We start from the raw sequence: 24,964 nt of genomic DNA on the forward strand, positions 1-24,964 counted from the left end.
TATCTTATTGATTTTAAAAGGTATGGTTGTTATATGCTCAGCGGGTTGCTAAAGTAACCTGGTGAATCACACGACTAAATGGCGAATTTCATCATGGCGGAATACAAGGACAACCTGCTCGGCGAAGCCAACAGCTTTCTTGAGGTGCTGGAGCAGGTCTCACGGCTGGCGCCGCTCGATAAGCCGGTGCTGGTGATTGGCGAACGCGGGACGGGCAAAGAGCTTATCGCTAACCGTCTGCACTTTCTCTCATCCCGCTGGCAGGGGCCGTTTATCTCCCTCAACTGCGCCGCGCTGAATGAGAACCTGCTGGACTCCGAGCTATTTGGCCACGAAGCCGGGGCGTTTACCGGCGCCAGCAAGCGCCATCCGGGACGCTTTGAACGCGCCGACGGCGGGACCCTCTTTCTTGATGAGCTGGCAACCGCCCCCATGCTGGTACAGGAAAAGCTGCTGCGGGTGATTGAGTACGGGGAGCTGGAGCGCGTAGGCGGCAGCCAGCCGCTGCAGGTCAACGTGCGGCTGGTGTGCGCCACCAACGCCGATCTGCCGCAGATGGTTGAAAACGGTCATTTTCGCGCCGACCTCCTCGACCGCCTGGCTTTCGACGTGGTGCAGCTGCCGCCGCTGCGCCAAAGGCAAAGCGACATTATGCTGCTGGCAAACCAGTTCGCCATTCAGATGTGCCGCGAGCTGGGGCTCCCGCTGTTCCCGGGCTTTAGCGAGCGGGCGAGCGCGACGCTGTCAGGCTACCGCTGGCCGGGCAATATCCGCGAGCTGAAAAACGTTGTGGAACGCTCGGTTTATCGCCACGGCACCAGCGACAGCGAGCTGGATAACATTATTATTAACCCCTTTCAGCCGCAGCAGCCTCTGCCAGCCGTCGCGGAGCAGACCCCGGACGGCCCCGCGCTGCCGCTGGATCTGCGCGCTTTTCAGCAGGAGCAGGAAAAGAGCCTGCTGCAGTCCAGCCTGCTGCAGGCAAAGTACAATCAGAAGCAGGCGGCAGAGCTGCTTGGGCTCACCTACCACCAGCTGCGGGCGTTACTCAAAAAGCATCAGCTATGAACCGTTCGCGGCAGCATCAGCGCACTCACCGCCGTCGATGCCAGGCACAGCGCCGCATTGAACCACAGCGCGTACTGCGCGGCGCTGGCCATTCCGAGGGGCAGAAATAGCGCGAAAAGTGACGCTGTCACGGCTATTCCCATCGCCCCGCCCAGCGAACTGCCCATTTTGTAAATACCGGAGGCCACTCCAACTTTGTTCTCCGGCGCATTAACCACCGCGGTGTCCGTCGACGGCGTCGCGTAGCAGCCCAGCCCGAGGCCAAACAGCACGTTGCTAAAAAAGACCGTTACGATGTAGAGCGATTTATCGAGAAAAGTGCAGGAGATAAGCAGGATCCCGACGGCGGTAAAAATGGGTCCGGCGATCATCGGCAGCCGCGCGCCGTAGCGCTGCAACAGCTTTTCCCCGACGCGAATCATGACCAGCACGGTGACCAGATAGCCCAGCGTCATCATCCCGGTCTCCAGCGGGGTCATATTGTGACCCTTCTGGAGCCAGATGCTGGTAATCATCATGGTGCCGATAGCGCCGTTGAGCATAAAGTTCGACAGCACCGCCGCCCCGTAGGCGCGATTGCGAAACAGCGCAAAATCGATCAGCGCCGCGTCGCCCTTGCGCCGTCCGCTGAGGATAAAATAGCCGCCCGAAACCAGCGAACCGGCCAGCAGCGCCAGCGACAGCCCGCTGCTCCAGCCCCAGCTATGCCCCTTGCTGATAAACAAATTCAGCAGCACCAGCGAAACAATCAGAGTCAGCAGACCGCTGAGATCCAGCTTCTGCCGCTGCGCGCTTTGGCTGCGGCTTTCCGGCGTTCCGCGGAGCAGCAGCAGAGCCGCCAGCGCCACGACGATGGAAAAGACGAAAATCCAGCGCCAGCCAAGACCGGTAGCAATCGCGCCGCCCACGAATGAACACAGGCCGCTGCCGCCCCAGGAGCCAATCACCCAGAAGCTCACCGCCCGCTGGCGCGCCTTCCCTTCATACCAGGTTTTAATCAGCGCCAGGGTGGCCGGCATGATGCAGGCCGCCGATAGCCCCTGCAGCACGCGGCCCGCCAGAAACAGCCCTGGGCCCTGGGCTACAACCAGCAGCCCGCTGCCGACAATGCTCAGCCCCAGTCCCAGATGGGTCATGCGCATCCGGCCAAATTTATCCGCCAGCCCGCCGCTGGCCACCACAAAACAGCCGCTGAACAGGGCGCTGAGGCTGACCGCCAGGGTCAGGGTTTCGAGGGAAATATCGAGGCTGCTTTTCATCGCCGGAACGACGTTAATCACCGACTGGGCAAACAGCCAGAACGTCAGCACGCTGAGAACGATACCCGCCAGCAGGCGATCGGTACCGACGAACGACGTTGCGTTCAAAGATACGGAACTCATAATAGGGATCTCCCGTCGCAGGTGATTAACGCAGATACTCTTCCGTCAGGCCGCACCACAGCGCCGCGCCCGGGAGAAGGATCTCGTCGTTGAAGTCGTAGCCAGGGTTATGCACCATGCAGCGTTCCGCTTCATCCCCGGCGCCGATGGTGAAGTAGCAGCCGTGCGGATTGTGTTCGAGCATAAAAGCGAAATCTTCGCTGCCCATAAACGGCTTCACCTCCCCGACCAGCCCGGCGCCGAACAGCGACGTCGCCACCTTGCGCACGCTTTCGTTGGCGGCAGGATCGTTTCTGAGCACCGGGCTGCCGTTGACGTGCGTCAGCGTGGCGGTGGCGTTAAAGCTTTCCGCCTGCGCGACGGCAATATCGTGGATCCGCTGTAGCACGGTTTCACGCACCTCTTCATTCAGCGTGCGCACCGTCAGCTTCATCAGCACTCTGTCGTTGATAATATTCGGCGCATGCCCGGCCTGAATACTGCCGACGGTCACCACCGCCGGTTCAAACGGCGTGATATTGCGCGACACGATAGACTGCAGCGCCAGCGTGATGTGACAGGCCACCAGGGTTGCATCGACGGTATGCTCCGGCACCGCGCCGTGGCCGCCAACGCCTTTTACCTCGATATGCAGCGTGTCCGAAGAGGCCATCATCGCGCCGTCGCGCAGGCCGATTTTCCCCAGCGCTTGCCCCGGCATGTTGTGCAGGCCAAAAATGGTGTCGCAGGGAAATTTAGCGAACAGCCCGTCCTCAACCATCACCCGACCGCCGTACAGCAGCTCCTCCGCCGGCTGGAAAATCAGATGCAGCGTCCCGCTGAACTGACGGGTGCGCGCCAGATACTCGGCGGCGTAGAGTAAGGTCGTGGTATGTCCGTCATGCCCGCAGCCATGAAAGCGGCCGTCGACCTGGCTGGCCCACGCTTTCCCGCTCGCCTCCTGCATCGGCAGCGCGTCCATATCCGCGCGCAGGCCAAGACGGCGCTCGCCGCTGCCGACTTTTAACGTACCCACCACGCCGGTACCCGCCAGGCCGCGGTGCACGTCATAACCCCACTGGCCAAGCAGGCGGGCGACCTCATCGCTGGTTTTATGCTCTGCAAAACCAATTTCCGGCTGCTGGTGAAAGCGGCGACGCAGGGCAATAAACTGCGCTTCATTAACCTGTAATGCTTCAATAAGCGGATGTGTCATTTTTATTATTCCTGTTGTTGTGTTTGCGCGACACTTTCGAGTTTATGCTGCCAGACCGGCTTTAATACGCCGTTTTTTGTTTTATATTGACGGGATATTGAGAAGTGTTTTTCATACAAATCGGTTATGACAAAAAATAACACGCTATTTTTTGTCCTTGCCAGGAGATGACGGTGGAACATCATTCAGGCGACTTTAGCGTCGCGGTTCGCGATATTCGTCAGTTCAGTCAGCCGGAAGGCGACGCGCTGACGCTGCTGTGGGCATTACAGGGGCACGTCACCCTGCATGACGGCGATGGGGATCATCTGCTGGATGCCGATCGGCTGAAAATAGTGAACCGCAACCGCCCCTGGCGTCTGAGCAGCCGCGTTCCCAACGCGGTGATGATTCTGACGCTCTCCGGTAGCTGGCTGACGCGTCTCGACGGTGATTTCTTCTCCTTCGACTATCAAACTTCGCTCGATACCCGCGATGCCGACGATAGCCTGCGCCGCCTGATGCGTCAGCTGCTGGTGATTGAGCTGGTTAATCACCAGCCCCGCTATCGCCTCGAGGCCAACCGCTGGCTGAGCGAAATCGTCCTGCTGCTGGCCACCCGTTTTACGCAGCCGATCGCCGCCGGCGCGAGGCGCGGAGCGGAAAACTGGAGCCGGCGAATTGCCCGGGTCGTCGCCCGCATAGAGGCCAGCTACCGGCACCGGCTATCGCTGCACGAAGTCGCCGCCGCCGAGTTTGTCTCCGAGGCCTGGCTGTCGCGTCTGTTTCACAAAGAAGTCGGCATGAGCTTTGTGCAGTACATCACCGCGCTGCGCCTGAACAAAGCGGCTGAGCAGCTAATCTGCACCCGTAAAACGGTGCAGCAGGTCGCTCAGGATCACGGTTTTGCCAGCACCCGCATGATGAGCGATCTGTTTAAACGCCAGCACGGTTTGACGCCGCGACAGTATCGCCAGCAGCACCCGCAGCCGATGGCGGAGGCCGCGCGCCCGCGCGCCGGGACCGTGGCCGGAGACGACTGGCAGCCGGTTGCCGTCGAGCGGCTCTACGCCCGGCTAAATGAGCCGGAGATAAAAGGCTGGGACAGCCCGCCGCTGCTGCTCAATCCCCAGCAGACGCGCCAGATTGATATCCGCCAGTTTCCCAACCGCGCGGCGCCGCTGCGCCATACCCGAATGGTCGTCACCGTTCGCGAACTCGACGATTTACTGCGCGAAGACGTGCGCCGGGAGCTCGAACAGCTGCACAGCAGCCTGCCGATTTACGCCATCGATATTAACGATCCCTTTCTCAGCAGCCGGCTGTTCGGCACCGGCTGGGACGACCCGCAGATGGCGGGCTACGCCTGCTGGTATAACCTGCAGCGCATTTTTAGCTGGCTGGCAAAAATGGGCTGGGGGGCGATTTTGCATACCGGGCTGACCACCCGCTGCGACCTGCTCCAGCGTTTCTTACGCCTCGCCGCTAACCATTTTCCCCCCGCCACGCTCGCCAGCTGGCGCTTTGTCTGGCACTGGTCGGCCCAGGCCAGCGCAGAGGCGCGCCTGCACGCCTGGCGTCAGCAGCGTGAAACGCTGCAGGCTTTACTGCCGCAGGCGCAGCTGGGAGTCTGGCACCGTTTTAGCGAAGAGGCGATTAACGACGATCCTTTTCTGCGCTCACCGATCCTTGCCGAAGCCGATTTTCTCGCCTGCCAGGCCGACGCCAACGAGCTGCTGGATCTGGCCCAGCTGGATAGCAGCAGGCTGGCCTCCAGCGAAAGCTATCCGGTCCATAAGCTGCGACAGATCCAGGGCGCCCTGCGCCAGCATCAGCTCACGCTTCCCATCTGGCTGCTGTCGTGGAACACGCTAACCGGCAACACCCGAGACACCAACGGCCGGTTCTTTCGCGGCGCGCTGCTGATGGATAACCTGCTGGGGCTGGCCGATCGGGTGTGGCTGGCGGGATTCTGGCTGAACTCGGGCCTGCAGGGCGAGGCGCGCGCTAACGGCAGGCTGGATACCTCCAGCCTGGCCCTGCATTACCTTCACGGTCTGCCGCGTCCGGTGTACTGGGTTCTGTGGCTGTGGCGGCGCCTGCGCGGCGAAGTGCTGATCGCGGATAAAAACCTGCTGCTGCTGCGCCATAACGGGCACTATCAGCTGCTGTTGCGTAATACGGTGGTGTTCAATCCCTGGCTTTCCAGCGAAGAGACCTTTACCCAGCGCTTCAGCCAGCCCTACAGCATTCAGCTGCTTGGCCTGGCCGGGCGCTGGCGGATAAAGCAGCATCTGTTCGATCAGCATCACGGGGCGCTGTTTCCGCTTTTTGAGGCGTTTCGCAGCCACAGCGGGCCGGATGACGAAGACTTCGGCTGGCTGATGCACCACGCGCGCCCGGCGCTGAGCGTCGCCGAGGAGAGCCCGCAATCGGGCTGGCATCGCGTTGATTCTCTGCAAAGCAACGCGCTGGTGCTGTACGAGCTATCTCCGCTGCGTGAATAGCCTATCGGTTTTCTGCCTGCAGCCTCTGCTCCTTGATCCGGGCGTCGATTTTAATCCGGCTCTCTTCGCTGGCCGGGTTGAAAACCATCATGTTCAGATCCGCGCGCCCTTCGACGCTAAAGGTAGAGAACTCCAGCTCAATCATCCCTATCTGCGGGTGGTGCATGCGCTTAAATCCTTCACCGTGCCCGGCGACATCATTACTCCGCCAGTATGCGTCAAACTCCTGGCTTTGGCGGGAAAGCTCGGCAATCAGCCGATCGGTGTCCGGCGAGGCGCCGACCCGCGCGACGTCGGCGCGAAAGGCGCTGACGATAAGTCGGGCGACGGCGTGCCACTCCTCCAGCGCGCCGCGGGCCTGAGGATTGGTAAACAGCCGGCGCAGAATATTACGCTCGGCCAGCGGCAGCTGCCCGTAGTCGGTCAGGATGCAGGCCGCGGCGTGGTTCCACGCAATGACGTCCCAGGTCGCCGTTTTGATGATGGCCGGAACGTGGAGTACATCGAGCACGCGCTGTAGGCGCGGCGTAATATCGTCGCTGACGATCAACCGGGACTCCGGCAAATGCCCGAATGCCAGAATAAACAGGTGATCGCGCTCCGGCGTCGTCAGCCTTAGCCCACCGGCAATGCGGCTCAGCACTTCCCGGGACGGCGCGCCTCCGCGCCCCTGCTCCAGCCAGGTGTACCAGGTCGGGCTAATACTAGCGAGCTGGGCGACCTCTTCCCGCCGCAGTCCGGGCGTACGTCGCCGACCGGCCGGAAAGCCGAACGCGGTCGGATCGAGGCGTAAACGTCGCGCCCGCAAAAATTCGCCCAGTGCCTGGGTTGAGGTGTCGGTCATAGTTAGCCTGTTAGTATTTATACCCTGATAATGTCCCTACTTTTATAGTATCCCGTTAAGACTACCATAGCCTGGATACTCATTCTGGAGGTAGATCATGCGAATTTTTCTCACCGGCGCGACCGGTTTTATCGGCTCGCGTATTCTCACGGAACTACAGGCGGCCGGACATCAGGTCATCGGCCTCGCGCGCTCTGACGCCAGCGCCGCCGCGCTGAAGGCCGCCGGCGCTGACGTCCAGTACGGCACGCTGGACGATCCCGAAACGCTGCTGGCGGCGGTTAGCGCTGCCGATGCGGTGATCCACACCGCCTTTGATCATGATTTCAGCCGCTTTGTCGCCAACTGCGAAAAAGACCGCCGCGTCATTCTCGCCATCGGCAACGCGCTGGCGGGCCGTCACTGTCCATTGATTATCACTTCAGGCACCGCTATGGGCGATGGCGACGACGGGCAGCCGGCGAGCGAGGCGAACTTCAATCCCGGACACCCAAACCCGCGCGTGGCCTCAGAGATCGCCGGAAACCAGCTGCTGGAAGCCGGCGTGGACGTGCGGGTAGTGCGCCTGCCGCAGGTCCATGACACTACCCGCCAGGGGCTGCTGACGTACTACATTCAGCTTGCCGCCGAAAAAGGAGTCGCGGCGATCGTCGGCGACGGAAATAACTGCTGGTCGGCGGCGCATCTTAACGATGTGGCCCGGCTGTATCTGCGGGTGCTGGAGCAAGGTGAAAAAGGCCGGCGCTATCATGCCGTTGATGAGGAGGCGGTGGCTTCAAGGCTGATTGCCGAAGTGGTGGCGGAAAAGCTGGGCATTCCGCTTAAATCGTTAGCCGCCGAACAATCTGCGGCGCATTTCGGCTGGTTTTCCGCTTTTGCCAATATGGATTTACGCGCCACTTCCGCCCTTACCCGCCAGCAGCTCGACTGGCATCCGCAGGGCCCAACGCTGCTTGACGATCTGCATAATATGGATTACCGCAGCGTGACAACGTCACGATAAGCGCTATCGCCTTCCCGCTTTACCGCATGCCGGCGGCCCTTCCCGGCCGCCGGCATGCTCGCGGTTCCAAAGCGCGAGCGAAATCGGTTAACGATTTGTAACTGGTAAGATGTTCTAATGTGAACTATCATCTGCGCCATCATCTTTCAATGGACTGAAAACGCACATGATTCCGGTTAACATTCATACCCTTAGTCGCTATGCGGCGCATGTCAGCTTGACCCATACGATGAAAAGCCATCGCTCGCCTGCGCTCTCCGTGATGATGATCTTCTCGGATCTGTGTATTCGCTCAACCCGCGACGCTTATCACCAGCAGGGCTGGAAAATTACCGAGAAACGAAGCGGGCTGGTGCTGCGCACCTTCGTCGCCATTCATCACGACGGCGCCGAGTTAGAAATCACCCCTGGAGAGTATATCGGACGCTATAATCGGCTGCTGCCGCTGGACTGACCCGACTTTTTTACCGCCTTCTGACCTCACGCCCTTCGGCGACGATCGGCTAAAAAAAATACAAATAAAAAAGACGATTGTCGTATGTTTGTAAGGTTTAGGGTGTATAACAGGGCTCGGACGCCACCAAAGCTAAGACGAGGTGCAGTTGTGGGAATAATTAAAGCCAGCAGTTTAGAACAAGCAGAACAGCTTCTAAAGTCCGGTGAACCCATTAAAATCGAGCTCGATTTTGAGCTCGACTCTGATGCGTTTTTTAACTTTGCTATGGAGTACTGCACAAACGGAACCAAACTGACCCGAAACAACGATCGTTTCGTGGTTTCACGTAAGAAAGTCGTTTCCTGAATGAGCCAACCTGCGCCATTTTTAGCACCTGCCTGGCGCAGTCTGCGAGTTCCTGTAAAGAGATTAAGCGTTAGCCAAAAAATTGATGGCTAACGCATTTTCGCCGCCAACAGCGTAATAAGGTAAACACGGGACTTCATAGAGGGTTAAACCGTGAAAAAGTTACTGATATGTTGCTTGTTTGGCGAAACGGCGGGTATTTTAGCGAAAAGAATGCAAAAAATAGCCGATACGCAGAATCTGGATCTGTTAATTAGCGCCGTGGGTATTGAGAATTACCCTAGCGTAGCCCCCGCATATGACTGCGTGCTGGTCGCTCCTCACATTCAATATAAAATAAAAGAATTCACCAACGCGCTGAACCATCATCAGGAAATTGCCGTTATTGAGAGCTTACCTTATGCATCTTTTGATGGTGAAAAGGTCCTGAAGTTTGCCATCGCCCATATGCCGCAATCACTTTTCTAATATCGCCGTAGCTTTGTATACGCGACGCCGTGCGGATTGACAGTGGATATGCGATCCGCACCGATTTAGCGTCACGCCCGTCGGCGGTGCAATCGGCATAGCCTCTGCGCTTTCTTTCCCTGCTCCCAGGCCTTATCTATGCAAACATGCTCTCCTGCGGCGGATCGCCACTGCCGCCCTGCCAGCCGCCCCCTAATAAAAAGGGAGGTGTCTTTCGCGTCCACGGGCAATTATACTCATAGCGCCTGCAGCATATTTCAGGGAACCTGGCACAACATCGCACGGTGGAAAAATGAGCATAAAAGAAAAGAAGATCGCCATTCTGTGCATTGTCTCCTGTTTATTTATTGGCTATCTCAGCGCAAAACTGGCGCTTTACACCTTTGATAAAAATAAAACCGAACAATATTCTAAAAATATATTATCAAGAAGCATTTTAGTCATTAAACAAATCGACGAAATTTATGCTGATAAGGATCGAATATCGCAAAGCCCACCCTGTTCTGCAGATTATTTAAGCAGCATCAGGGCGCTTTTATGGTCTAAATCGCTGCTGAAAGATATTGCGTACATCGACGGTAAAAGCATGCGCTGTTCCGCGCTGTGGGGAACCTTTTCGCCGGCAGAAAATATTGCCGACACCCCCGCCGAAATTAGCTATGGCGGCGGAACATGGTATCTCGATAAAGCGATAAACCAGCAATTCAAAGCCAGCATTTATGCCAAAGGCAACCTCGCCATCACCGTTTCGCCGTTCATTTTCAATCGCTTCACCTCCGACCCGGAAAACAAAAGCATCAGCGCCATCGTGGGCAACTACGATCACAGCCAGCACATCTTCTTTATCGGCAATGAGACCGCGGCGGTGCATGACACGGAGCACGGTAGCGGCCATTATAAAAAATACTCCTTATCTAAACTTTGCAGCAAGGAGTACGATCTTTGCGTGGTGTCCGGCATGTCCCCACACGGCATTAAAGATATCCCGTGGGCAATAAAGGCCGCCGTACTGCTGCTATCGACGCTGATTGGCGTACTGCTCTCTATCAGCATTAACCTCTACATCCGCAAAAAAAGCTCGCTCCTCACCAGACTCCAGTTCGCGCTGCGCAACGAGCGGTTCAGCATCGAGTATCAACCGATAGTCTCGCTGGATCGCGGAGAGACGGTGGGCGTGGAAGCGTTAATACGCTGGAAAGATAATGAGCTGGGTATTATTCCCCCGGATGTATTTATTCCCTTAGCGGAGAAACGAGGCGTTATTAACCAAATCAGTAGCTATGTTGTCAAACAGTCAATTAGCGAACTGCATGACATTATCAATAACCACAAAATCTACCTGAGTATTAACGTCAATTCCTCCGACCTGTTCTCTAAATCCTTTAAAGACCATCTCGATATCGTTAGCCAAAAGTTTAATATTCCTGCGCAGCTGATCGCTTTGGAGTTAACCGAGAGGCAGACGGCAAACCTTGCCAGCTTACGGGAGAAAATTGCCCACTTCCGCGCCGCGGGTTATCAGATTGCGCTTGATGACTTTGGTACCGGTTATTCCAACCTCGACTGGTTATCAAAACTGGAGGTGGATAAAATAAAAGTCGATCGCACCATTACGGAGTCGATTGGTACTGACTCTATTAATTCCGTCTTGCTCAATAACATCATCACGCTGCTTAGCAATATGCACAATCAGGTTATCTTCGAAGGCGTAGAGAAAGAACATCAAAAACGCTTTCTTCAACGGCGGATACCGCAGGCCTACGTTCAGGGGTGGTATTACGCCAAACCCATGAGCGCCGGCGAACTGAAGAGATATTTATCCACCGCCAGCAATCCGCAGGCGCCCGATCCGGCGCAATAAAATCCCGTTCGCGGTCGGCCCATCAAAACCCTAAGTCGTTGCTAACTGGAGAAGTTAGCAAGAAAAAGATACCATGTCTCACCAGACAAGGCTGCGCCCGGCGCACCCTGAACTTAAGCGCCTTATATTTTTCGGCATTTGCCGTTGGCGTAACCAGAGCGGATGACCCGCCATGCTTCGCATGAAAATTTAAAGAACCTGAATGTGTCCAAAAATACGCCAGCACTCTGCGTTTTGACCCGTAGCTGGCCCGCAACAGAGCAAAAGATGAAACCGACCGCCTTATCTGGCCAGGCGCACGTCCGCCCGCCGGGCTCTTTACTGCTGATGCTGAACCCTTTTTTATCGTCGTCCTGCCCCGGAATGAGAATGCCAGGGTGGTTTCCGGGATATACTCAAGGTGAAACCCGGCGCGGTCAGGATCGGGCCAGAGCGTTGAGCGGTTCACCGCCAGGCACAGCGGCTAACGACGTCTCAGGACGATAAAGGTGATGAGAAATGTCATTGAATATTAATAAGACAGAGCGTTGCTCTGAAATCATAAAACCACTATGCGCCTGAAACTATGCTCTCTACTGGCAGCCGTATCTATGCTGTGTGGGCAGGCCATTGCCGCCCCCGCGCTGCCTGATCACGCCGATATTCGCGATAGCGGCTTTGTCTACTGCGTTAGCGGCCAGGTTAATACCTTTAACCCGCAGAAAGTCAGCAGCGGCCTGATTGTCGATACGCTGGCAGCCCAGCTCTACGATCGTCTGCTCGATGTTGACCCCTATACCTACCGTCTGGTGCCTGAGCTGGCCGAAAGCTGGGAGGTGCTGGACAACGGCGCCACCTACCGCTTCCATCTGCGCAGCCACGTGCCTTTCCAGACGACGTCATGGTTTAAGCCCGGTCGCGCCTTTAACGCCGATGATGTCATTTTCACCTTCAGCCGTATTTTTAATCGCGACCACCCGTGGCATAACGTCAACGGCAGCAGTTTCCCCTATTTCGACAGCCTGCAGTTCGCCGACAGCGTGGAGAGCTTACGCAAGCTCGATAACCAAACCGTCGAATTCCGCCTGAAACGCCCGGACGCCTCGTTCCTCTGGCACCTGGCAACCCACTATGCATCCGTTATGTCCGCAGAGTATGCCGCCCAGCTAACCAAAAGCGATCGTCAGGAGCAGCTCGACCGCCAGCCGGTTGGCACCGGGCCATTCCAGCTGGAAGAGTATCGCGCGGGCCAGTACGTTCGCCTGCAGCGTCACCCCGGCTACTGGCGCGGCAAACCGCTAATGCCGCAGGTGGTGGTCGATCTGGGTTCCGGCGGCACCGGCCGCCTGTCGAAGCTGCTGACCGGCGAGTGCGACGTGCTGGCCTGGCCCGCCGCCAGCCAGCTGACTATTCTGCGCGACGACCCTCGCCTGCGCCTGACCCTGCGTCCGGGGATGAATATCGCCTGGCTGGCGTTCAATACCGCCAAGCCGCCGCTGGATAATCCGCAGGTTCGCCATGCCCTGGCGCTGGCAATCAATAACCAGCGTCTGATGCAATCTATCTATTACGGCACCGCGGAAACCGCCGCGTCGATGCTGCCCCGCGCCTCCTGGGCCTACGATAACGAAGCGAAGATAACCGAGTACAACCCGACCGCCGCCCGCGCCCAGCTAAAAGCGCTGGGGCTGGAAAATCTCACGCTTCGGCTGTGGGTTCCCACCAGCTCGCAGGCCTGGAACCCCAGCCCGCTGAAAACCGCCGAGCTGATTCAGGCCGATATGGCGCAGATCGGCGTGAAGGTGATCATTGTTCCGGTTGAGGGCCGTTTTCAGGAGGCGAGGCTGATGGATATGAACCACGATCTGACCCTTTCCGGCTGGGCAACGGACAGTAACGATCCGGACAGTTTTTTCCGTCCTCTGCTGAGCTGCGCGGCCATTGCCTCGCAGACCAACTTCGCCCACTGGTGCAACCGTGAGTTCGACGAGGTGCTGCAAAAGGCGTTAACCTCCCAGCAGCTGGCTTCGCGTATTGAAGCCTATAAAGAGGCGCAGCATATTCTCGCCCGCGAACTGCCGGTGCTGCCGCTCGCCTCGTCGCTGCGTTTACAGGCCTACCGCTATGATATGAAAGGTTTGATCCTGAGCCCGTTCGGTAACGCGTCCTTTGCCGGCGTCTCGCGGGAGAAAAAAGACGACGTGAAAAAAGATGAGGTGAAAAAACCATGATCATTTTTACCCTGCGACGCCTGCTGTTACTGCTGGTCACGCTCTTTTTTCTGACCTTCGTCGGCTTCAGCCTGAGCTACTTTACGCCGCACGCTCCGCTACAGGGCGCGTCGCTGTGGAACGCCTGGCGGTTCTGGTTCACCGGGCTGCTGCACTGGGATTTCGGGGTCTCCAGCATCAACGGCCAGCTGATTTCACAGCAGCTCAAAGAGGTCTTTCCGGCCACCATGGAGCTGTGCATTCTCGCCTTTGGCTTTGCGCTGCTGGTGGGTATCCCCGTCGGTATGCTTGCCGGCATTATGCGTAACAAATGGCCCGACACCCTGATTAGCGCCCTGGCGCTGCTCGGCTTTTCGATTCCGGTTTTCTGGCTGGCGCTGCTGCTGACGCTGTTCTTCTCCCTGACGCTGGGCTGGTTCCCGGTATCCGGGCGTTTCGATCTGCTCTACGAGGTCAAAACGGTGACCGGGTTTGCGCTCATCGACGCGTGGCTTTCCGATTCGCCGTGGCGTCATGAAATGATCGTCAGCGCCGTACGCCATATGGTGCTGCCGGTTCTGACCCTCGCCGTTGCGCCAACCACCGAAGTGATTCGCCTGATGCGCATCAGCACCAGCGAAGTGTATGACACTAACTACGTCAAGGCCGCCGCCACCCGCGGGGTTTCGCGGCGGACGATTTTACATCGCCACGTGCTGCATAACGCCCTGCCGCCGGTTATTCCGCGCCTGGGGCTGCAGTTTGCCACCATGCTGACGCTGGCGATGATCACCGAAATGGTGTTCAGCTGGCCGGGGCTGGGCCGCTGGCTGATCAACGCCATTCGTCAGCAGGATTACGCCGCCATTTCGGCGGGCGTGATGGTCATCGGCGCGCTGGTCATTACCGTGAACGTGCTATCCGATATTCTGGGAGCTATGGCTAACCCTCTGAAACATAAGGAATGGTATGCCCTACGATAGCGTTTACCTGGAGAAACGCCCCCCGGGGGCGCTGCGCACCGTCTGGCGCAAATTCTACGGCGACACCAGCGCCATGATCGGCCTGTACGGCTGCGGCGGGCTGCTGCTGCTGTGCATCTTCGGCAGCTGGTTTGCCCCTTACGGCATCGATCAGCAGTTCCTCGGCTATCAGCTGCTGCCGCCCTCATGGTCGCGCTACGGCGAGGTTTCGTTCTTTCTCGGCACCGACGATCTTGGCCGCGACGTCCTGAGCCGTCTGCTTAGCGGCGCGGCGCCCACCGTAGGCGGCGCGTTCGTCGTCACCTTCGGCGCCTCGTTGTTTGGCCTGGTGCTCGGCGTGATTGCCGGGTCAACCCACGGCCTGCTGTCGGCGATGCTGAACCATGTTCTCGATACCCTGCTGTCAATTCCCTCGCTGCTGCTGGCCATTATCGTCGTCGCCTTTGCCGGACCGCATCTGAGCCACGCCATGTTCGCCGTCTGGCTGGCGCTGCTGCCGCGCATCGTGCGTTCGGTCTATAGCATGGTGCATGACGAGCTGGAAAAAGAGTACGTCATTGCCGCCCGGCTCGACGGCGCCTCAACGCTGAATATTCTCTGGTTCGCGGTCCTGCCCAATATCGCCTCCGGACTGGTGACCGAGATTACCCGCGCGCTGTCGATGGCGATTCTTGATATTGCCGCGCTGGGCTTTCTCGACCTCGGCGCGCAGCTTCCCTCTCCGGAATGGGGCGCGATGCTCGGCGACGCGCTGGAGCTGATCTACGTGGCTCCGTGGACGGTGATGCTGCCGGGCGCAGCCATTATGATTAGCGTCCTGCTGGTCAACCTGCTGGGCGACGGTATCCGCCGCGCAATTATCGCCGGGGTGGAATAATGCCGTTACTCGATATTCGCAATTTAACCATCGAATTCAAAACCAACGAGGGCTGGGTCAAAGCCGTCGATCGCGTCAGCCTGACCCTGAACGAAGGAGAAATTCGCGGCCTGGTAGGCGAATCAGGCTCCGGTAAGAGCCTGATTGCCAAGGCGATATGCGGCGTAACCAAAGACAACTGGCGGGTCACCGCCGACCGCATGCGCTTCGATGATATCGACCTGCTGCGGCTCTCCGGCCGCGAGCGTCGCAAGCTGATTGGCCACAACGTGTCGATGATTTTTCAGGAGCCGCAGTCCTGTCTCGACCCTTCGGAACGTATCGGCCAGCAGTTGATGCAGAACATTCCCGGCTGGACCTTTAAAGGCCGCTGGTGGCAGCGTCTGGGCTGGCGTAAACGTCGGGCGATAGAGCTGCTGCATCGCGTGGGGATTAAGGATCATAAGGACACGATGCGCAGTTTCCCCTACGAATTAACCGACGGGGAGTGTCAGAAGGTGATGATCGCCATCGCCCTTGCCAACCAGCCGCGTCTGCTGATCGCCGATGAGCCGACTAACGCGATGGAACCCACCACCCAGGCGCAAATCATCCGCCTGCTGACGCGACTGAATCAGAACAACAGCACCACTATTTTGCTGATCAGCCACGATCTGCAGATGCTGAGCAAATGGGCGAACAGAATCAACGTCATGTACTGCGGGCAGACCGTGGAATCCGCGCCGAGCGAAGAGCTGGTAACCACGCCTCATCACCCCTACACCCAGGCGTTAATCCGCGCGATCCCTGATTTTGGCAGCGCGCTGCCGCACAAAAGCCGCCTGAATACCATGCCGGGGGCCATTCCGCTGCTGGAGCAGCTGCCGATCGGCTGCCGCCTCGGGCCGCGCTGTCCGTACGCCCAGCGCAAATGCATCGAAGCCCCGCGGCTGACCGGCGCGCGGGCGCATCTGTACGCCTGTCATTTCCCGCTGAACATGGAGAAAGAGTGAAATGGTCGAAACATTGCTGGAAGTCCGCAATCTAAGTAAGACCTTTCGCTATCGTACCGGCTGGTTCCGTCGTCAGACGGTGGAAGCGGTTAAGCCCCTGAGCTTTACGCTGCGCGAACGGCAGACCCTGGCGATCATCGGCGAGAACGGCTCGGGGAAATCCACGCTGGCGAAAATGCTGGCCGGCATGGTTGAACCCAGCTCGGGCGAGCTGCTGATTGACGACCGTCCGCTGGCATTTGGCGACTACTCCTTCCGCAGCCAGCGTATCCGCATGATTTTCCAGGACCCGTCAACCTCGCTGAACCCGCGGCAGCGTATTTCGCAGATCCTCGACTTCCCGCTGCGTCTGAATACCGGGCTCGAACCGGAGGCGCGGCAGAAGCAGATTATTGAGACGCTGCGGATGGTCGGCCTGCTGCCGGACCACGTCAGCTACTACCCGCATATGCTGGCCCCGGGGCAAAAACAGCGTCTTGGCCTTGCCCGCGCGCTGATCCTGCGGCCTAAGGTCATTATCTGCGATGAGGCGCTGGCGTCGCTGGATATGTCGATGCGTTCGCAGCTGATCAACCTGATGCTGGAGCTGCAGGAAAAACAGGGTATTTCATATATCTACGTTACCCAGCATTTAGGCATGATGAAGCATATAAGCGATCAGGTTCTGGTGATGCATCAGGGGGAAGTGGTGGAACGCGGCAGCACCGCCGACGTGCTGGCTTCGCCGCTGCATGAGCTGACTAAGCGACTGATCGCCGGCCACTTTGGCGAAGCGCTGACCGCTGACGCCTGGCGTAAAGACGGTAAATAATCCCTTCAATCGCCCGGGCAAGGCTGACGCCCTACCCGGGCCTGTTGCTTATCTGCGCTGCGAGGCGCGCGCTCAGTCCGGCAATATGGTTTGCGCCGGCAGCACCCGGCGGTCAAAGCGCCGCAGCGAGTAGTACAGCAGCCCGGTGGCAAACCAGCCGATAATCCACGATACGTCGTTACCGGCAAATATCCACGTCAAAGAGCCGTGGAACAGCGGGTTCTCAATAAACGGCAGCTGGATAAGCACCCCCACCACATAAATTGTAATAGCGTAGCTATTCCAGTAGCCGTAGCGTTTTTTCGGGTCAGACAGGGCCGGAATATCCACCGCGCCGGAAGAGATAAGATAGTAATCGGTCAGGCTAATCGCGCTCCACGGAACGAAGAATGCCAGCAGGAACAGCAGGAAATGGGTGAAGTTCTTCAGGAACGCCGGCTCGCTCAACAGGGCGATAATGCACGATATTGACACCATCAGCGCCACGAAGATGATGCGCGATCTCTGCGATAACGACGTCTGGCTGCGAAAACCGGAAACGATGGTGCTCAGCGACATAAAGCTGCCGTAAGCATTCAGCGTCGTGAAGGTGATTTTGCCGAAGCAGATGGCAAAGTAGATAACCATCGCCATCACCTGGCTTTTGCCTAATCCCACGATAAAGCTCACCTCATGCCCGGGGAAAGCGCTGCCGGCAATGGCTGCCGTCAGCACCCCCAGCGTCATTGAGGCCTGGGTGCCAAGAACCGTGCCGCTGAAGACGTAGAAAAAGGTTTTGGCGCCGGACACGTTGCCCGGCAAATAGCGAGAGTAGTCGGAGACGTACGGGCAAAATGCAATCTGCCACGACGAGGACAGCGACACGGCCAGCAGGAACATCGGCAGGGAGAAATGGCTATTTTGCGCGATAGCCTTCAGGTCTGCGGCGAGCAGCAGCGTAATAAACAGATAGGCAAACGCCAGCACGCCGACAATGCTCGCCACTTTGCCCAGCTTATGGATCACCCGATAGCCCAGCACGGCAATGACGATGATAATCGCGCTGAACAAGAGCATACCGGCGACGTTGGAGACCGACAGCAGCCTGGCCATCGCCTGCCCGGCAAGTACGGTGCCGCTGGCGGAAAAGCCGACGTACATAATGCAGACCAGCACCAGCGGAACCACCGCGCCAAAAACGCCGAACTGCGCGCGGCTGATAATCATCTGCGGCAGCCCCAGGCGCGGGCCCTGCAGGGCGTGCAATGACATCACCGCCGCGCCAAGAACCTGGCCCAGCAGCAGGCCAATCAGCGACCACACCACGTCACCGCCCAGCACCACGGCCAGCGCGCCGGTAACGATAGCGGTAATTTGCAGATTGCCGCCAAACCAGAGCGTAAACTGGCTGAAAGGATGTCCATGTCTCTCGCCTTCGGGGATAAAATCGATCGAGCGCGTTTCCGTTATGCTCCGTTCACTGCTTTTTGACTGCCCATCTGTTGACGAAAAAGAAGACATAGTTTCCTCGCTATAAACGGTTTTCAACTGCCAGGACCCGGTTTCTTGCATCTACGCGCATTGTCGTAGGCCCGCATATATGACAGGTCATGTATATACAAGCATTGACAACAGTACGCACCGTGCACATGATAAATTTGTGATGAAGATGTAAATATTTTGTGTGAGAGAAATATACAAAAAAGAAACATCTCATCGCGACCAAACGCGTGCGATGCGCGCCCCCTAATCTCCAGCCATCAGAGGCCTGAATCCCGATGATCGTCTCCTTTCAGTTATCCTCCCTGCCCGTCACGCCGTGGAAAAACGGCGGCGGCGAAACCCGAGAGATCGTCAGCGTGCCGTCGCCCGATGCGCCGTTTCTCTGGCGGGCCAGTATCGCCACCTTACAGAACGACGGACCGTTTTCGCCCTTTCCGGGCGTCGATCGGGTGATAACGCTGCTAGACGGCGGTTCGCTGTGGCTGCGCGGCGATGATATTGCTCATCGCCTGAGGCTGTGGGAACCGTGGGCCTTTGCCGGCGAATGGCCGCTGACCAGCGAGGGGATTTCGCGGCCGGGGCTGGACTTCAATATAATGACCCAGCGTAGCCGGGCCACGGCGCAGGTCAGCGTGGTGTCCGCCGCACAGCGGCCCGGCGCAACGGGGATCGCGTATGTTCTGAAAGGACGCTGGCGGCTGGGGGAGCAGCTGCATGCTGCCCAAAGCGGCATCTGGTGGCAGGAGACGCCTCCGGGGGAGCTGATCCCGCACTCCGCCGATGCCAGGCTGCTGCTGGCTAGCGTTAGCGTTAGCGTACGTTAGCCGCATTTAGCCTGGAGAACGGCACAAAACGCCTGCGATATCCGGTGATATACTGGAGAGTACGCGATGACAGGGATGCGACAGGCCGCCGACGTCGACCGTGAAGGTTGACGCCCGTGAACCCAGCGGCGGCGCCGATATTGCCTGCTGGATGTCGGCTATTGCTGAAAAATATCGTGACACAGGGGGTCGTCAGTGGGATATAATTCTCGGCTAAATTTGAGTTATTTTGAAATAACAACACTAACCACATGATTGTTAAAGTAAAAATAAGCAATAACGATAAGGATTAAAGCTATGGGTTTTCTTTCCGGTAAGCGCATTCTGGTGACTGGCGTTGCCAGCAAACTGTCCATCGCCTACGGTATTGCGCAAGCAATGCACCGTGAAGGGGCTGAACTGGCGTTCACCTATCAGAACGACAAACTGAAAGGTCGTGTGGAAGAATTTGCTGCGGCACTGGGTTCCAACATCGTACTGCCGTGCGACGTGGCTGAAGATGAGAGCATTGAATCTCTGTTCACCGAACTGAGCAAAGTATGGCCGAAATTCGACGGTTTCGTTCACTCAATCGGTTTCGCACCGGCCGATCAGCTGGACGGTGACTACGTTAACGCGGTAACCCGTGAAGGTTTCAAAATCGCTCACGACATCAGCGCCTACAGCTTTGTGGCAATGGCGAAAGCCTGCCGCGAGATGCTGAACCCGGGCTCCGCCCTGCTGACGCTCTCCTACCTCGGCGCAGAGCGCGCAATCCCTAACTACAACGTGATGGGCCTGGCTAAGGCGTCTCTGGAAGCTAACGTGCGCTACATGGCGAACGCAATGGGTCCGGAAGGCGTGCGCGTCAACGCCATCTCTGCCGGTCCAATCCGTACTCTGGCGGCATCCGGGATTAAAGATTTCCGTAAAATGCTGGCTCACTGCGAAGCCGTCACCCCGATTCGTCGTACCGTGACCATCGAAGACGTCGGCAACAGCGCAGCATTCCTGTGCTCTAACCTCTCTGCGGGCATCTCCGGCGAAGTGGTTCACGTGGACGGCGGTTTCAGCATCGCCGCCATGAACGAGCTGGAACTGAAATAAGTTCTTTACCCTCCTCACGCCGTGAGGAGGGTCCTGCTCTGCGACAACTGACGACGTTTCGCGACATCTCTCCCCCTCTGTTATTCCAATCAGCTATTTGTTAGCACGTATCAATATTTTCTACTGCTTCAGGGTTACGCCAGGATAGTTATGCATAGATGGCCCACTGAAGTGCGGCCGGACACATATCGATCAAGGAACGCCCATGGAGCAACGCCGCGTGTATGGCAAAAACCACTGGTATCACGAAACCCAGTCAACAATCTGCCCGGTGGATGTATTACCGCTCGTCCCTGAAGCCGCTTATGTCGAAGACCGCTTTTTACTCGACCTGACGTTGCCCGAAGAGCTGCTCCACGCGCATGCGGGCTGGCTGGCTCCGGCGCGATGTCTGGCCGACGCGCTCTTTCCGACGTCAGTGACGGTGAATCGTCTGCAAACCTTTAGCGCCTACGATCGTCTGAGCACGGCGCTAACCGTCGCGCAGGTCTATGGCGTACAGCGCCTATGTAACCACTACGCGGCGCGCCTGGCGCCGCTGCCGGGCCCGGACTCATCGCGCGAGAGCAATCGTCGTCTGGCGCAAATTACGCAATTTGCGCGCCAGCTGGCAGGCTCTCCCTCGGTAATTACCGCGCTCTCCCGCAGCCAGCTGGACGAAGTTGGCTTAACCAGCCGCGATATTATCCTGATTAACCAGATTATCGGTTTCGTGGGCTTCCAGGCCCGCGCAATCGCGACCTTCCAGGCGACGCTAGGCTTTCCGGTACGCTGGATGCCGGGAATGCCACAGCAGGAAGATGCGCCGGCGGAAGGCTTTACCGCCGCGGACGTCGACTGGCTGGCCGACGTTAACGATGGCGACCTGCGCTATGCTAACGACGAGAGGCAGGCGCGGCTGATCGGCTGGCAGCGACACCCCGGCCTGGCCGAGCTGGCGCCGCTGCTGGCGGTCGACGATACGATCCTCAACGCCCAGGATGAGCTGCTGACCCGGCTGAGTGAAAACCAGCCCTTTGCTCCGCTGGTCGCGCTGATGGCGGCGCGGATCAACGGCAGCGTCAGCTGTTTTAACGCCTGGGAGCGAGCATGGACCGGCTCCCAGGCGTTTCCCGACGCATTACGCCATGACGATCGTGCGCTTCAGGCGTGGGGCGAGACGCATCAATCCGAACGCGCAATTTATCTGGCGGCGCAGCTGTTAACCCGCTCTCCCGACCGCTTCAGCGCGGCTCAGCTAACTCCCCTCACCGAATATGGGCTTTCCCGAACGCAGGTTATCGATATTCTGGCGTGGTGCGGGCTGTGCGGCTGGATCAACCGGCTGAAAATCGCCCTCGGCAATGTTCATCAACGGACGTAAAATGCCAAACAGCGCTTGCTGCAACAGGCATAATCGCGTAAAAATGACAGCCGCTCTTTTAGCCACGAAAATACCAAATTATGTTTCAGGACAACCCGCTGCTAGCGCAGCTTAAACAGCAACTGCATTCTCAGACTCCTCGCGTTGAAGGGGTCGTTAAAGGTACGGAAAAAGGCTTTGGCTTCCTCGAAGTTGACTCGCAGAAAAGCTATTTCATTCCGCCGCCGCAAATGAAAAAAGTGATGCATGGCGATCGTATTACCGCCGTGGTCCATACCGAAAAAGAACGTGAAAGCGCGGAGCCGGAAGAGTTGGTTGAGCCTTTCCTGACTCGTTTCGTCGGTAAAGTGCATAAAAAAGACGATCGCCTGTCTATCGTTCCCGATCATCCGCTGCTGAAAGATGCCATTCCGTGCCGCGCCGATCGCAGCGTCAGCCACGATTTTAGCGAGGGTGACTGGGCGGTTGCCGAAATGCGCCGTCATCCGCTGAAAGGCGATCGCGGCTTCTATGCTGAATTAACCCAGTTCATCACCTTCAGCGACGATCACTTCGTGCCGTGGTGGGTCACCCTGGCGCGCCATAATCTGGAAAAAGAAGCGCCAAACGGCGTGGCCACCGAGATGCTGGACGAAGGGCTGCAGCGTCGCGACCTGACGGCGCTGGAGTTCGTGACCATCGATAGCGCCAGCACCCAGGATATGGACGATGCGCTGTATGTGGAAGCCGCCGCTGACGGTAAGCTGCACCTGACCGTAGCGATTGCCGACCCGACCGCCTGGATTGCCGAAGGCAGCAAGCTGGACGACGCGGCAAAAATTCGCGCCTTCACCAACTACCTGCCGGGCTTTAACATCCCGATGCTGCCGCGCGAACTGTCCGATGACCTGTGCTCGCTGCGCGCCAACGAAATCCGTCCGGTGCTGGCCTGCCGCATGATCCTCTCGGCCGATGGTACGATTGAAGACGATATTGAATTCTTCGCCGCCACCATTGAGTCGAAGGCGAAGCTGGTCTACGACAACGTCTCCGACTGGCTGGAAAACACCGGCAGCTGGCAGCCTGAAAGCGAAGCCATCGCTCAGCAGATTACCCTGCTGCAGGACGTGTGCCTGCGCCGCAGCGAATGGCGTAAAACCCATGCGCTGGTGTTTAAGGACCGTCCGGACTACCGCTTCGTGCTGGGCGAGAAAGGCGAAGTGCTGGATATCGTTGCCGAGCCGCGCCGTATCGCCAACCGCATCGTTGAAGAGTCGATGATTGCCGCCAACATCTGCGCCGCTCGCGTGCTGCGCGACAAGCTGGGCTTTGGCGTTTACAACGTCCATACCGGATTTGATCCGGCAAATACTGAACAGCTGGCCGCGCTGCTGAAGACCCATGACGTGCACGTCGATCCGCTGGAAGTTCTGACCCTTAACGGCTTCTGCAAGCTGCGCCGTGAGCTGGACGCGCAGCCGTCTGGTTTCCTCGACAGCCGCATCCGCCGCTTCCAGTCCTACGCCGAAATCAGCACCGAACCGGGCCCGCACTTCGGCCTTGGCCTCGAAGCTTACGCCACCTGGACCTCACCGATTCGTAAGTACGGCGATATGATTAACCATCGCCTGCTGAAAGCAATTATTAAAGGTGAAACCATCGCGCGTCCGCAGGATGACGTAGCGGTGCAGATGGCGGAACGCCGTCGTCTGAACCGGATGGCAGAGCGCGACGTCGGCGACTGGCTGTACGCGCGTTACCTGAGCCCGAAAGCCGGCACCGATGCGCGCTTCGCGGCTGAAATTATCGATATCAGCCGCGGCGGCATGCGCGTGCGCCTGGTCGATAACGGCGCTGTAGCCTTTATCCCGGCGCCGTTCCTGCACGCCGTCCGCGATGAGCTGGTCTGCAGCCAGGAAAACGGCACCGTGCAGATTAAGGGTGAAACCGTCTACAAGGTGACCGACGTTATCGACGTTAAAATTGCCGAAGTCAGAATGGAAACCCGCAGCGTTATTGCCCGTCCGTTCGCCTGATAGCACTCCTCAGCGGCTCCCGACTCCGGGAGCCGTTCGTTTTCCCGCTCCTGCGCTAAAAATCTCCAGATGAGATAGGTTGTGCGATCTTTTCACTTCTCTTTTGCATCCGTTTTTTGCATCATTGATTTCATTCGCTTTTGTAACCAGGATAATACTATGTCTGATCTGAATGCCCGCCTGCTCGCCCAACGTATCGATACCGTGCTGGATATTCTGGTTGCCGGAGACTATCACTCCGCGATTCATAATCTGGAGATTCTCAAGGCCGAGCTGCAGGCTCTTGCCAACGATGAGCCGGAAAACAAGCCCGGTCAGCCGAAAGCCCCCTGGGAAATCTGACAGCCCTTCGCGCCGCAAGCGACCGCGCAGCGTCGATTGCCCGTAAAATAGCCCCCTAACAGTGATGTTGCTATGAACGCCCGACAACAAAGTATTTTGCAAATGGTCATCGATAAAGGCCGCATGAGCGTGGCCGATCTCGCGAAGATGACCGGTGTCTCTGAAGTGACCGTTCGTCAGGATTTAAATCTGCTGGAAAAGCAGAGCTATCTGCGTCGTACCCACGGTTTTGCCGTTCCGCTGGATAGCGAGGACGTAGAGACGCGAATGATGACCTATTTCGCCATTAAGCGTGAGCTGGCTATGCGGGCCGCTACGCTGGTTTCTCCCGGCGAGACGGTGTTTATCGAGAACGGGAGCTGCAACGCCCTGCTCGCCAGGACGCTTGCCGAGCGTGGGGATATCACCATCATTACCGTCAGCAGCTATATCGCCCACCTGCTGAAAGAGACGCCGGGAGAAGTGATTCTGCTCGGCGGGATCTATCAAAAACGCAGCGAGAGCATGGTCGGCCCGCTGACCCGGCAGTTTATTCAGCAGGTCCATTTCAGCAAGGCGTTCATTGGCATCGACGGCTGGCAGCCTGAGACCGGCTTTACCGGACGGGATATGATGCGCGCGGATGTGGTTAACGCGGTGCTGGAAAAAGGCTGTGAGGCGATTGTGCTGAGCGACAGTTCAAAATTTAGCGTCGTGCACCCTTACCCGCTCGGCCCGGTTGGGCGCTTTAATCGCATCATTACCGATAGCAACCTGCACGATACCGCCCGCCAGCAGCTGGCTGAAAGTGGTTTAACCGTCGATATCGTCAACGTCTCCTGATCCCCTCGGCGATCCCTTTCTCCGTCGCCCACCCAGGTGGGCGCAGGCCGCGTGGCGCCACGTCTGAGA

General features: G+C 58.0%; 21 protein-coding genes. 17 read left to right on the plus strand and 4 right to left on the minus strand.

Going from position 1 to position 24,964, the window contains the following annotated elements; genetic code table 11:
- Window positions 1-78: 78 nt before the first annotated feature.
- On the plus strand, window positions 79-1,068 hold the full coding sequence (gene pspF, locus QFI97_RS16620; RefSeq protein WP_189339826.1) for a phage shock protein operon transcriptional activator: 990 nt from the start codon (window positions 79-81) through the stop codon (window positions 1,066-1,068).
- Here the strand turns inward: pspF and QFI97_RS16625 are convergent.
- Entirely contained in the window at window positions 1,059-2,450 is a 1,392-nt protein-coding gene (locus QFI97_RS16625; protein WP_346431625.1) for an MFS transporter, read from the minus strand. The genes pspF and QFI97_RS16625 overlap by 10 nt on opposite strands.
- Window positions 2,451-2,475: 25 nt before the next feature.
- Window positions 2,476-3,645, minus strand: coding sequence for a M20 aminoacylase family protein (locus QFI97_RS16630; protein ID WP_346431626.1), 1,170 nt, complete (start codon window positions 3,643-3,645; stop codon window positions 2,476-2,478).
- Window positions 3,646-3,818: 173 nt separating this feature from the next.
- On the opposite strand from QFI97_RS16630, the gene QFI97_RS16635 reads away from it, so the two are divergent.
- Window positions 3,819-6,131, plus strand: a complete 2,313-nt coding sequence (locus tag QFI97_RS16635; RefSeq protein ID WP_346431627.1) for a helix-turn-helix domain-containing protein — start codon at window positions 3,819-3,821, stop codon at window positions 6,129-6,131.
- 1 nt (window position 6,132) lies between these two features.
- Here QFI97_RS16635 and QFI97_RS16640 read toward each other — a convergent pair whose 3' ends face one another.
- Window positions 6,133-6,975 carry a helix-turn-helix transcriptional regulator gene (locus tag QFI97_RS16640; protein WP_346431628.1) on the minus strand — a complete coding sequence of 281 codons (843 nt, stop codon included), beginning with the start codon at window positions 6,973-6,975 and terminating at the stop codon, window positions 6,133-6,135.
- 97 nt (window positions 6,976-7,072) lie between these two features.
- Between QFI97_RS16640 and QFI97_RS16645 the strand changes: the two genes are divergently transcribed.
- The 9 genes from QFI97_RS16645 (at window position 7,073) to sapF (ending at window position 16,961) form a co-directional block, all read left to right on the plus strand.
- Window positions 7,073-7,978, plus strand: a complete 906-nt coding sequence (locus tag QFI97_RS16645) for an SDR family oxidoreductase (protein WP_346431629.1) — start codon at window positions 7,073-7,075, stop codon at window positions 7,976-7,978.
- A 166-nt stretch (window positions 7,979-8,144) separates the two neighbouring features.
- A complete protein-coding gene (locus QFI97_RS16650; RefSeq protein ID WP_095097122.1) occupies window positions 8,145-8,432 on the plus strand; it encodes a hypothetical protein in 288 nt (95 codons plus the stop codon).
- Window positions 8,433-8,933: 501 nt separating this feature from the next.
- Window positions 8,934-9,248, plus strand: coding sequence for a PTS sugar transporter subunit IIB (locus QFI97_RS16655; protein ID WP_095097116.1), 315 nt, complete (start codon window positions 8,934-8,936; stop codon window positions 9,246-9,248).
- Between the two features lie 292 nt (window positions 9,249-9,540).
- Window positions 9,541-11,109: an EAL domain-containing protein gene (locus tag QFI97_RS16660; protein WP_095097113.1), complete on the plus strand. Its 1,569-nt coding sequence runs from the start codon at window positions 9,541-9,543 to the stop codon at window positions 11,107-11,109.
- A gap of 551 nt (window positions 11,110-11,660) precedes the next feature.
- Entirely contained in the window at window positions 11,661-13,319 is a 1,659-nt protein-coding gene (sapA, locus tag QFI97_RS16665) for an ABC transporter substrate-binding protein SapA (protein ID WP_095097110.1), read from the plus strand.
- Complete coding sequence (gene sapB / locus QFI97_RS16670; RefSeq protein ID WP_095097107.1) at window positions 13,316-14,281, plus strand: putrescine export ABC transporter permease SapB; 966 nt, start codon at window positions 13,316-13,318, stop codon at window positions 14,279-14,281. Before sapA ends, sapB begins: the two co-directional genes overlap by 4 nt.
- Window positions 14,268-15,158 carry a putrescine export ABC transporter permease SapC gene (gene sapC / locus QFI97_RS16675; protein WP_095097104.1) on the plus strand — a complete coding sequence of 297 codons (891 nt, stop codon included), beginning with the start codon at window positions 14,268-14,270 and terminating at the stop codon, window positions 15,156-15,158. Before sapB ends, sapC begins: the two co-directional genes overlap by 14 nt.
- Window positions 15,158-16,150 carry a putrescine export ABC transporter ATP-binding protein SapD gene (gene sapD, locus QFI97_RS16680; protein WP_331835379.1) on the plus strand — a complete coding sequence of 331 codons (993 nt, stop codon included), beginning with the start codon at window positions 15,158-15,160 and terminating at the stop codon, window positions 16,148-16,150. Before sapC ends, sapD begins: the two co-directional genes overlap by 1 nt.
- 1 nt (window position 16,151) lies before the next feature.
- On the plus strand, window positions 16,152-16,961 hold the full coding sequence (gene sapF, locus QFI97_RS16685; RefSeq protein WP_095097098.1) for a peptide ABC transporter ATP-binding protein SapF: 810 nt from the start codon (window positions 16,152-16,154) through the stop codon (window positions 16,959-16,961).
- Between the two features lie 72 nt (window positions 16,962-17,033).
- Here the strand turns inward: sapF and QFI97_RS16690 are convergent, their stop codons facing one another.
- Window positions 17,034-18,410, minus strand: a complete 1,377-nt coding sequence (locus QFI97_RS16690; protein ID WP_346432102.1) for a purine-cytosine permease family protein — start codon at window positions 18,408-18,410, stop codon at window positions 17,034-17,036.
- A gap of 308 nt (window positions 18,411-18,718) precedes the next feature.
- On the opposite strand from QFI97_RS16690, the gene QFI97_RS16695 reads away from it, so the two are divergent.
- The 6 genes from QFI97_RS16695 to yciT all read left to right on the plus strand — a co-directional run bounded on the left by QFI97_RS16695 (window position 18,719) and on the right by yciT (window position 24,895).
- Window positions 18,719-19,267: a HutD/Ves family protein gene (locus tag QFI97_RS16695; RefSeq protein WP_346431630.1), complete on the plus strand. Its 549-nt coding sequence runs from the start codon at window positions 18,719-18,721 to the stop codon at window positions 19,265-19,267.
- Between the two features lie 297 nt (window positions 19,268-19,564).
- A complete protein-coding gene (fabI, locus tag QFI97_RS16700; protein ID WP_045855073.1) occupies window positions 19,565-20,353 on the plus strand; it encodes an enoyl-ACP reductase FabI in 789 nt (262 codons plus the stop codon).
- Window positions 20,354-20,558: 205 nt separating this feature from the next.
- Window positions 20,559-21,716, plus strand: a complete 1,158-nt coding sequence (locus QFI97_RS16705) for a CMD domain-containing protein (RefSeq protein WP_346431631.1) — start codon at window positions 20,559-20,561, stop codon at window positions 21,714-21,716.
- Window positions 21,717-21,796: 80 nt separating this feature from the next.
- Window positions 21,797-23,731: an exoribonuclease II gene (locus QFI97_RS16710; RefSeq protein ID WP_346431632.1), complete on the plus strand. Its 1,935-nt coding sequence runs from the start codon at window positions 21,797-21,799 to the stop codon at window positions 23,729-23,731.
- A gap of 159 nt (window positions 23,732-23,890) precedes the next feature.
- Entirely contained in the window at window positions 23,891-24,073 is a 183-nt protein-coding gene (locus QFI97_RS16715) for a YciZ family protein (protein ID WP_095097086.1), read from the plus strand.
- 72 nt (window positions 24,074-24,145) lie between these two features.
- Window positions 24,146-24,895, plus strand: coding sequence for a DNA-binding transcriptional regulator YciT (gene yciT / locus QFI97_RS16720; protein WP_095097083.1), 750 nt, complete (start codon window positions 24,146-24,148; stop codon window positions 24,893-24,895).
- Window positions 24,896-24,964 lie beyond the last annotated feature (69 nt).

The organism is Klebsiella scottii, from assembly GCF_036561945.1.
GTDB lineage: Bacteria > Pseudomonadota > Gammaproteobacteria > Enterobacterales > Enterobacteriaceae > Klebsiella > Klebsiella scottii.

Bases quoted from the DNA above. Each gene is read 5' to 3' on its own strand.
- pspF (WP_189339826.1), top strand. From the start codon at position 79: ATGGCGAATTTCATCATGGCGGAATACAAGGACAACCTGCTCGGCGAA.
- QFI97_RS16625 (WP_346431625.1), bottom strand. From the start codon at position 2,450: ATGAGTTCCGTATCTTTGAACGCAACGTCGTTCGTCGGTACCGATCGC.
- QFI97_RS16630 (WP_346431626.1), bottom strand. From the start codon at position 3,645: ATGACACATCCGCTTATTGAAGCATTACAGGTTAATGAAGCGCAGTTT.
- QFI97_RS16640 (WP_346431628.1), bottom strand. From the start codon at position 6,975: ATGACCGACACCTCAACCCAGGCACTGGGCGAATTTTTGCGGGCGCGA.
- QFI97_RS16645 (WP_346431629.1), top strand. From the start codon at position 7,073: ATGCGAATTTTTCTCACCGGCGCGACCGGTTTTATCGGCTCGCGTATT.
- QFI97_RS16650 (WP_095097122.1), top strand. From the start codon at position 8,145: ATGATTCCGGTTAACATTCATACCCTTAGTCGCTATGCGGCGCATGTC.
- QFI97_RS16660 (WP_095097113.1), top strand. From the start codon at position 9,541: ATGAGCATAAAAGAAAAGAAGATCGCCATTCTGTGCATTGTCTCCTGT.
- sapA (WP_095097110.1), top strand. From the start codon at position 11,661: ATGCGCCTGAAACTATGCTCTCTACTGGCAGCCGTATCTATGCTGTGT.
- sapB (WP_095097107.1), top strand. From the start codon at position 13,316: ATGATCATTTTTACCCTGCGACGCCTGCTGTTACTGCTGGTCACGCTC.
- sapC (WP_095097104.1), top strand. From the start codon at position 14,268: ATGCCCTACGATAGCGTTTACCTGGAGAAACGCCCCCCGGGGGCGCTG.
- sapD (WP_331835379.1), top strand. From the start codon at position 15,158: ATGCCGTTACTCGATATTCGCAATTTAACCATCGAATTCAAAACCAAC.
- sapF (WP_095097098.1), top strand. From the start codon at position 16,152: ATGGTCGAAACATTGCTGGAAGTCCGCAATCTAAGTAAGACCTTTCGC.
- QFI97_RS16695 (WP_346431630.1), top strand. From the start codon at position 18,719: ATGATCGTCTCCTTTCAGTTATCCTCCCTGCCCGTCACGCCGTGGAAA.
- fabI (WP_045855073.1), top strand. From the start codon at position 19,565: ATGGGTTTTCTTTCCGGTAAGCGCATTCTGGTGACTGGCGTTGCCAGC.
- QFI97_RS16705 (WP_346431631.1), top strand. From the start codon at position 20,559: ATGGAGCAACGCCGCGTGTATGGCAAAAACCACTGGTATCACGAAACC.
- QFI97_RS16710 (WP_346431632.1), top strand. From the start codon at position 21,797: ATGTTTCAGGACAACCCGCTGCTAGCGCAGCTTAAACAGCAACTGCAT.
- QFI97_RS16715 (WP_095097086.1), top strand. From the start codon at position 23,891: ATGTCTGATCTGAATGCCCGCCTGCTCGCCCAACGTATCGATACCGTG.
- yciT (WP_095097083.1), top strand. From the start codon at position 24,146: ATGAACGCCCGACAACAAAGTATTTTGCAAATGGTCATCGATAAAGGC.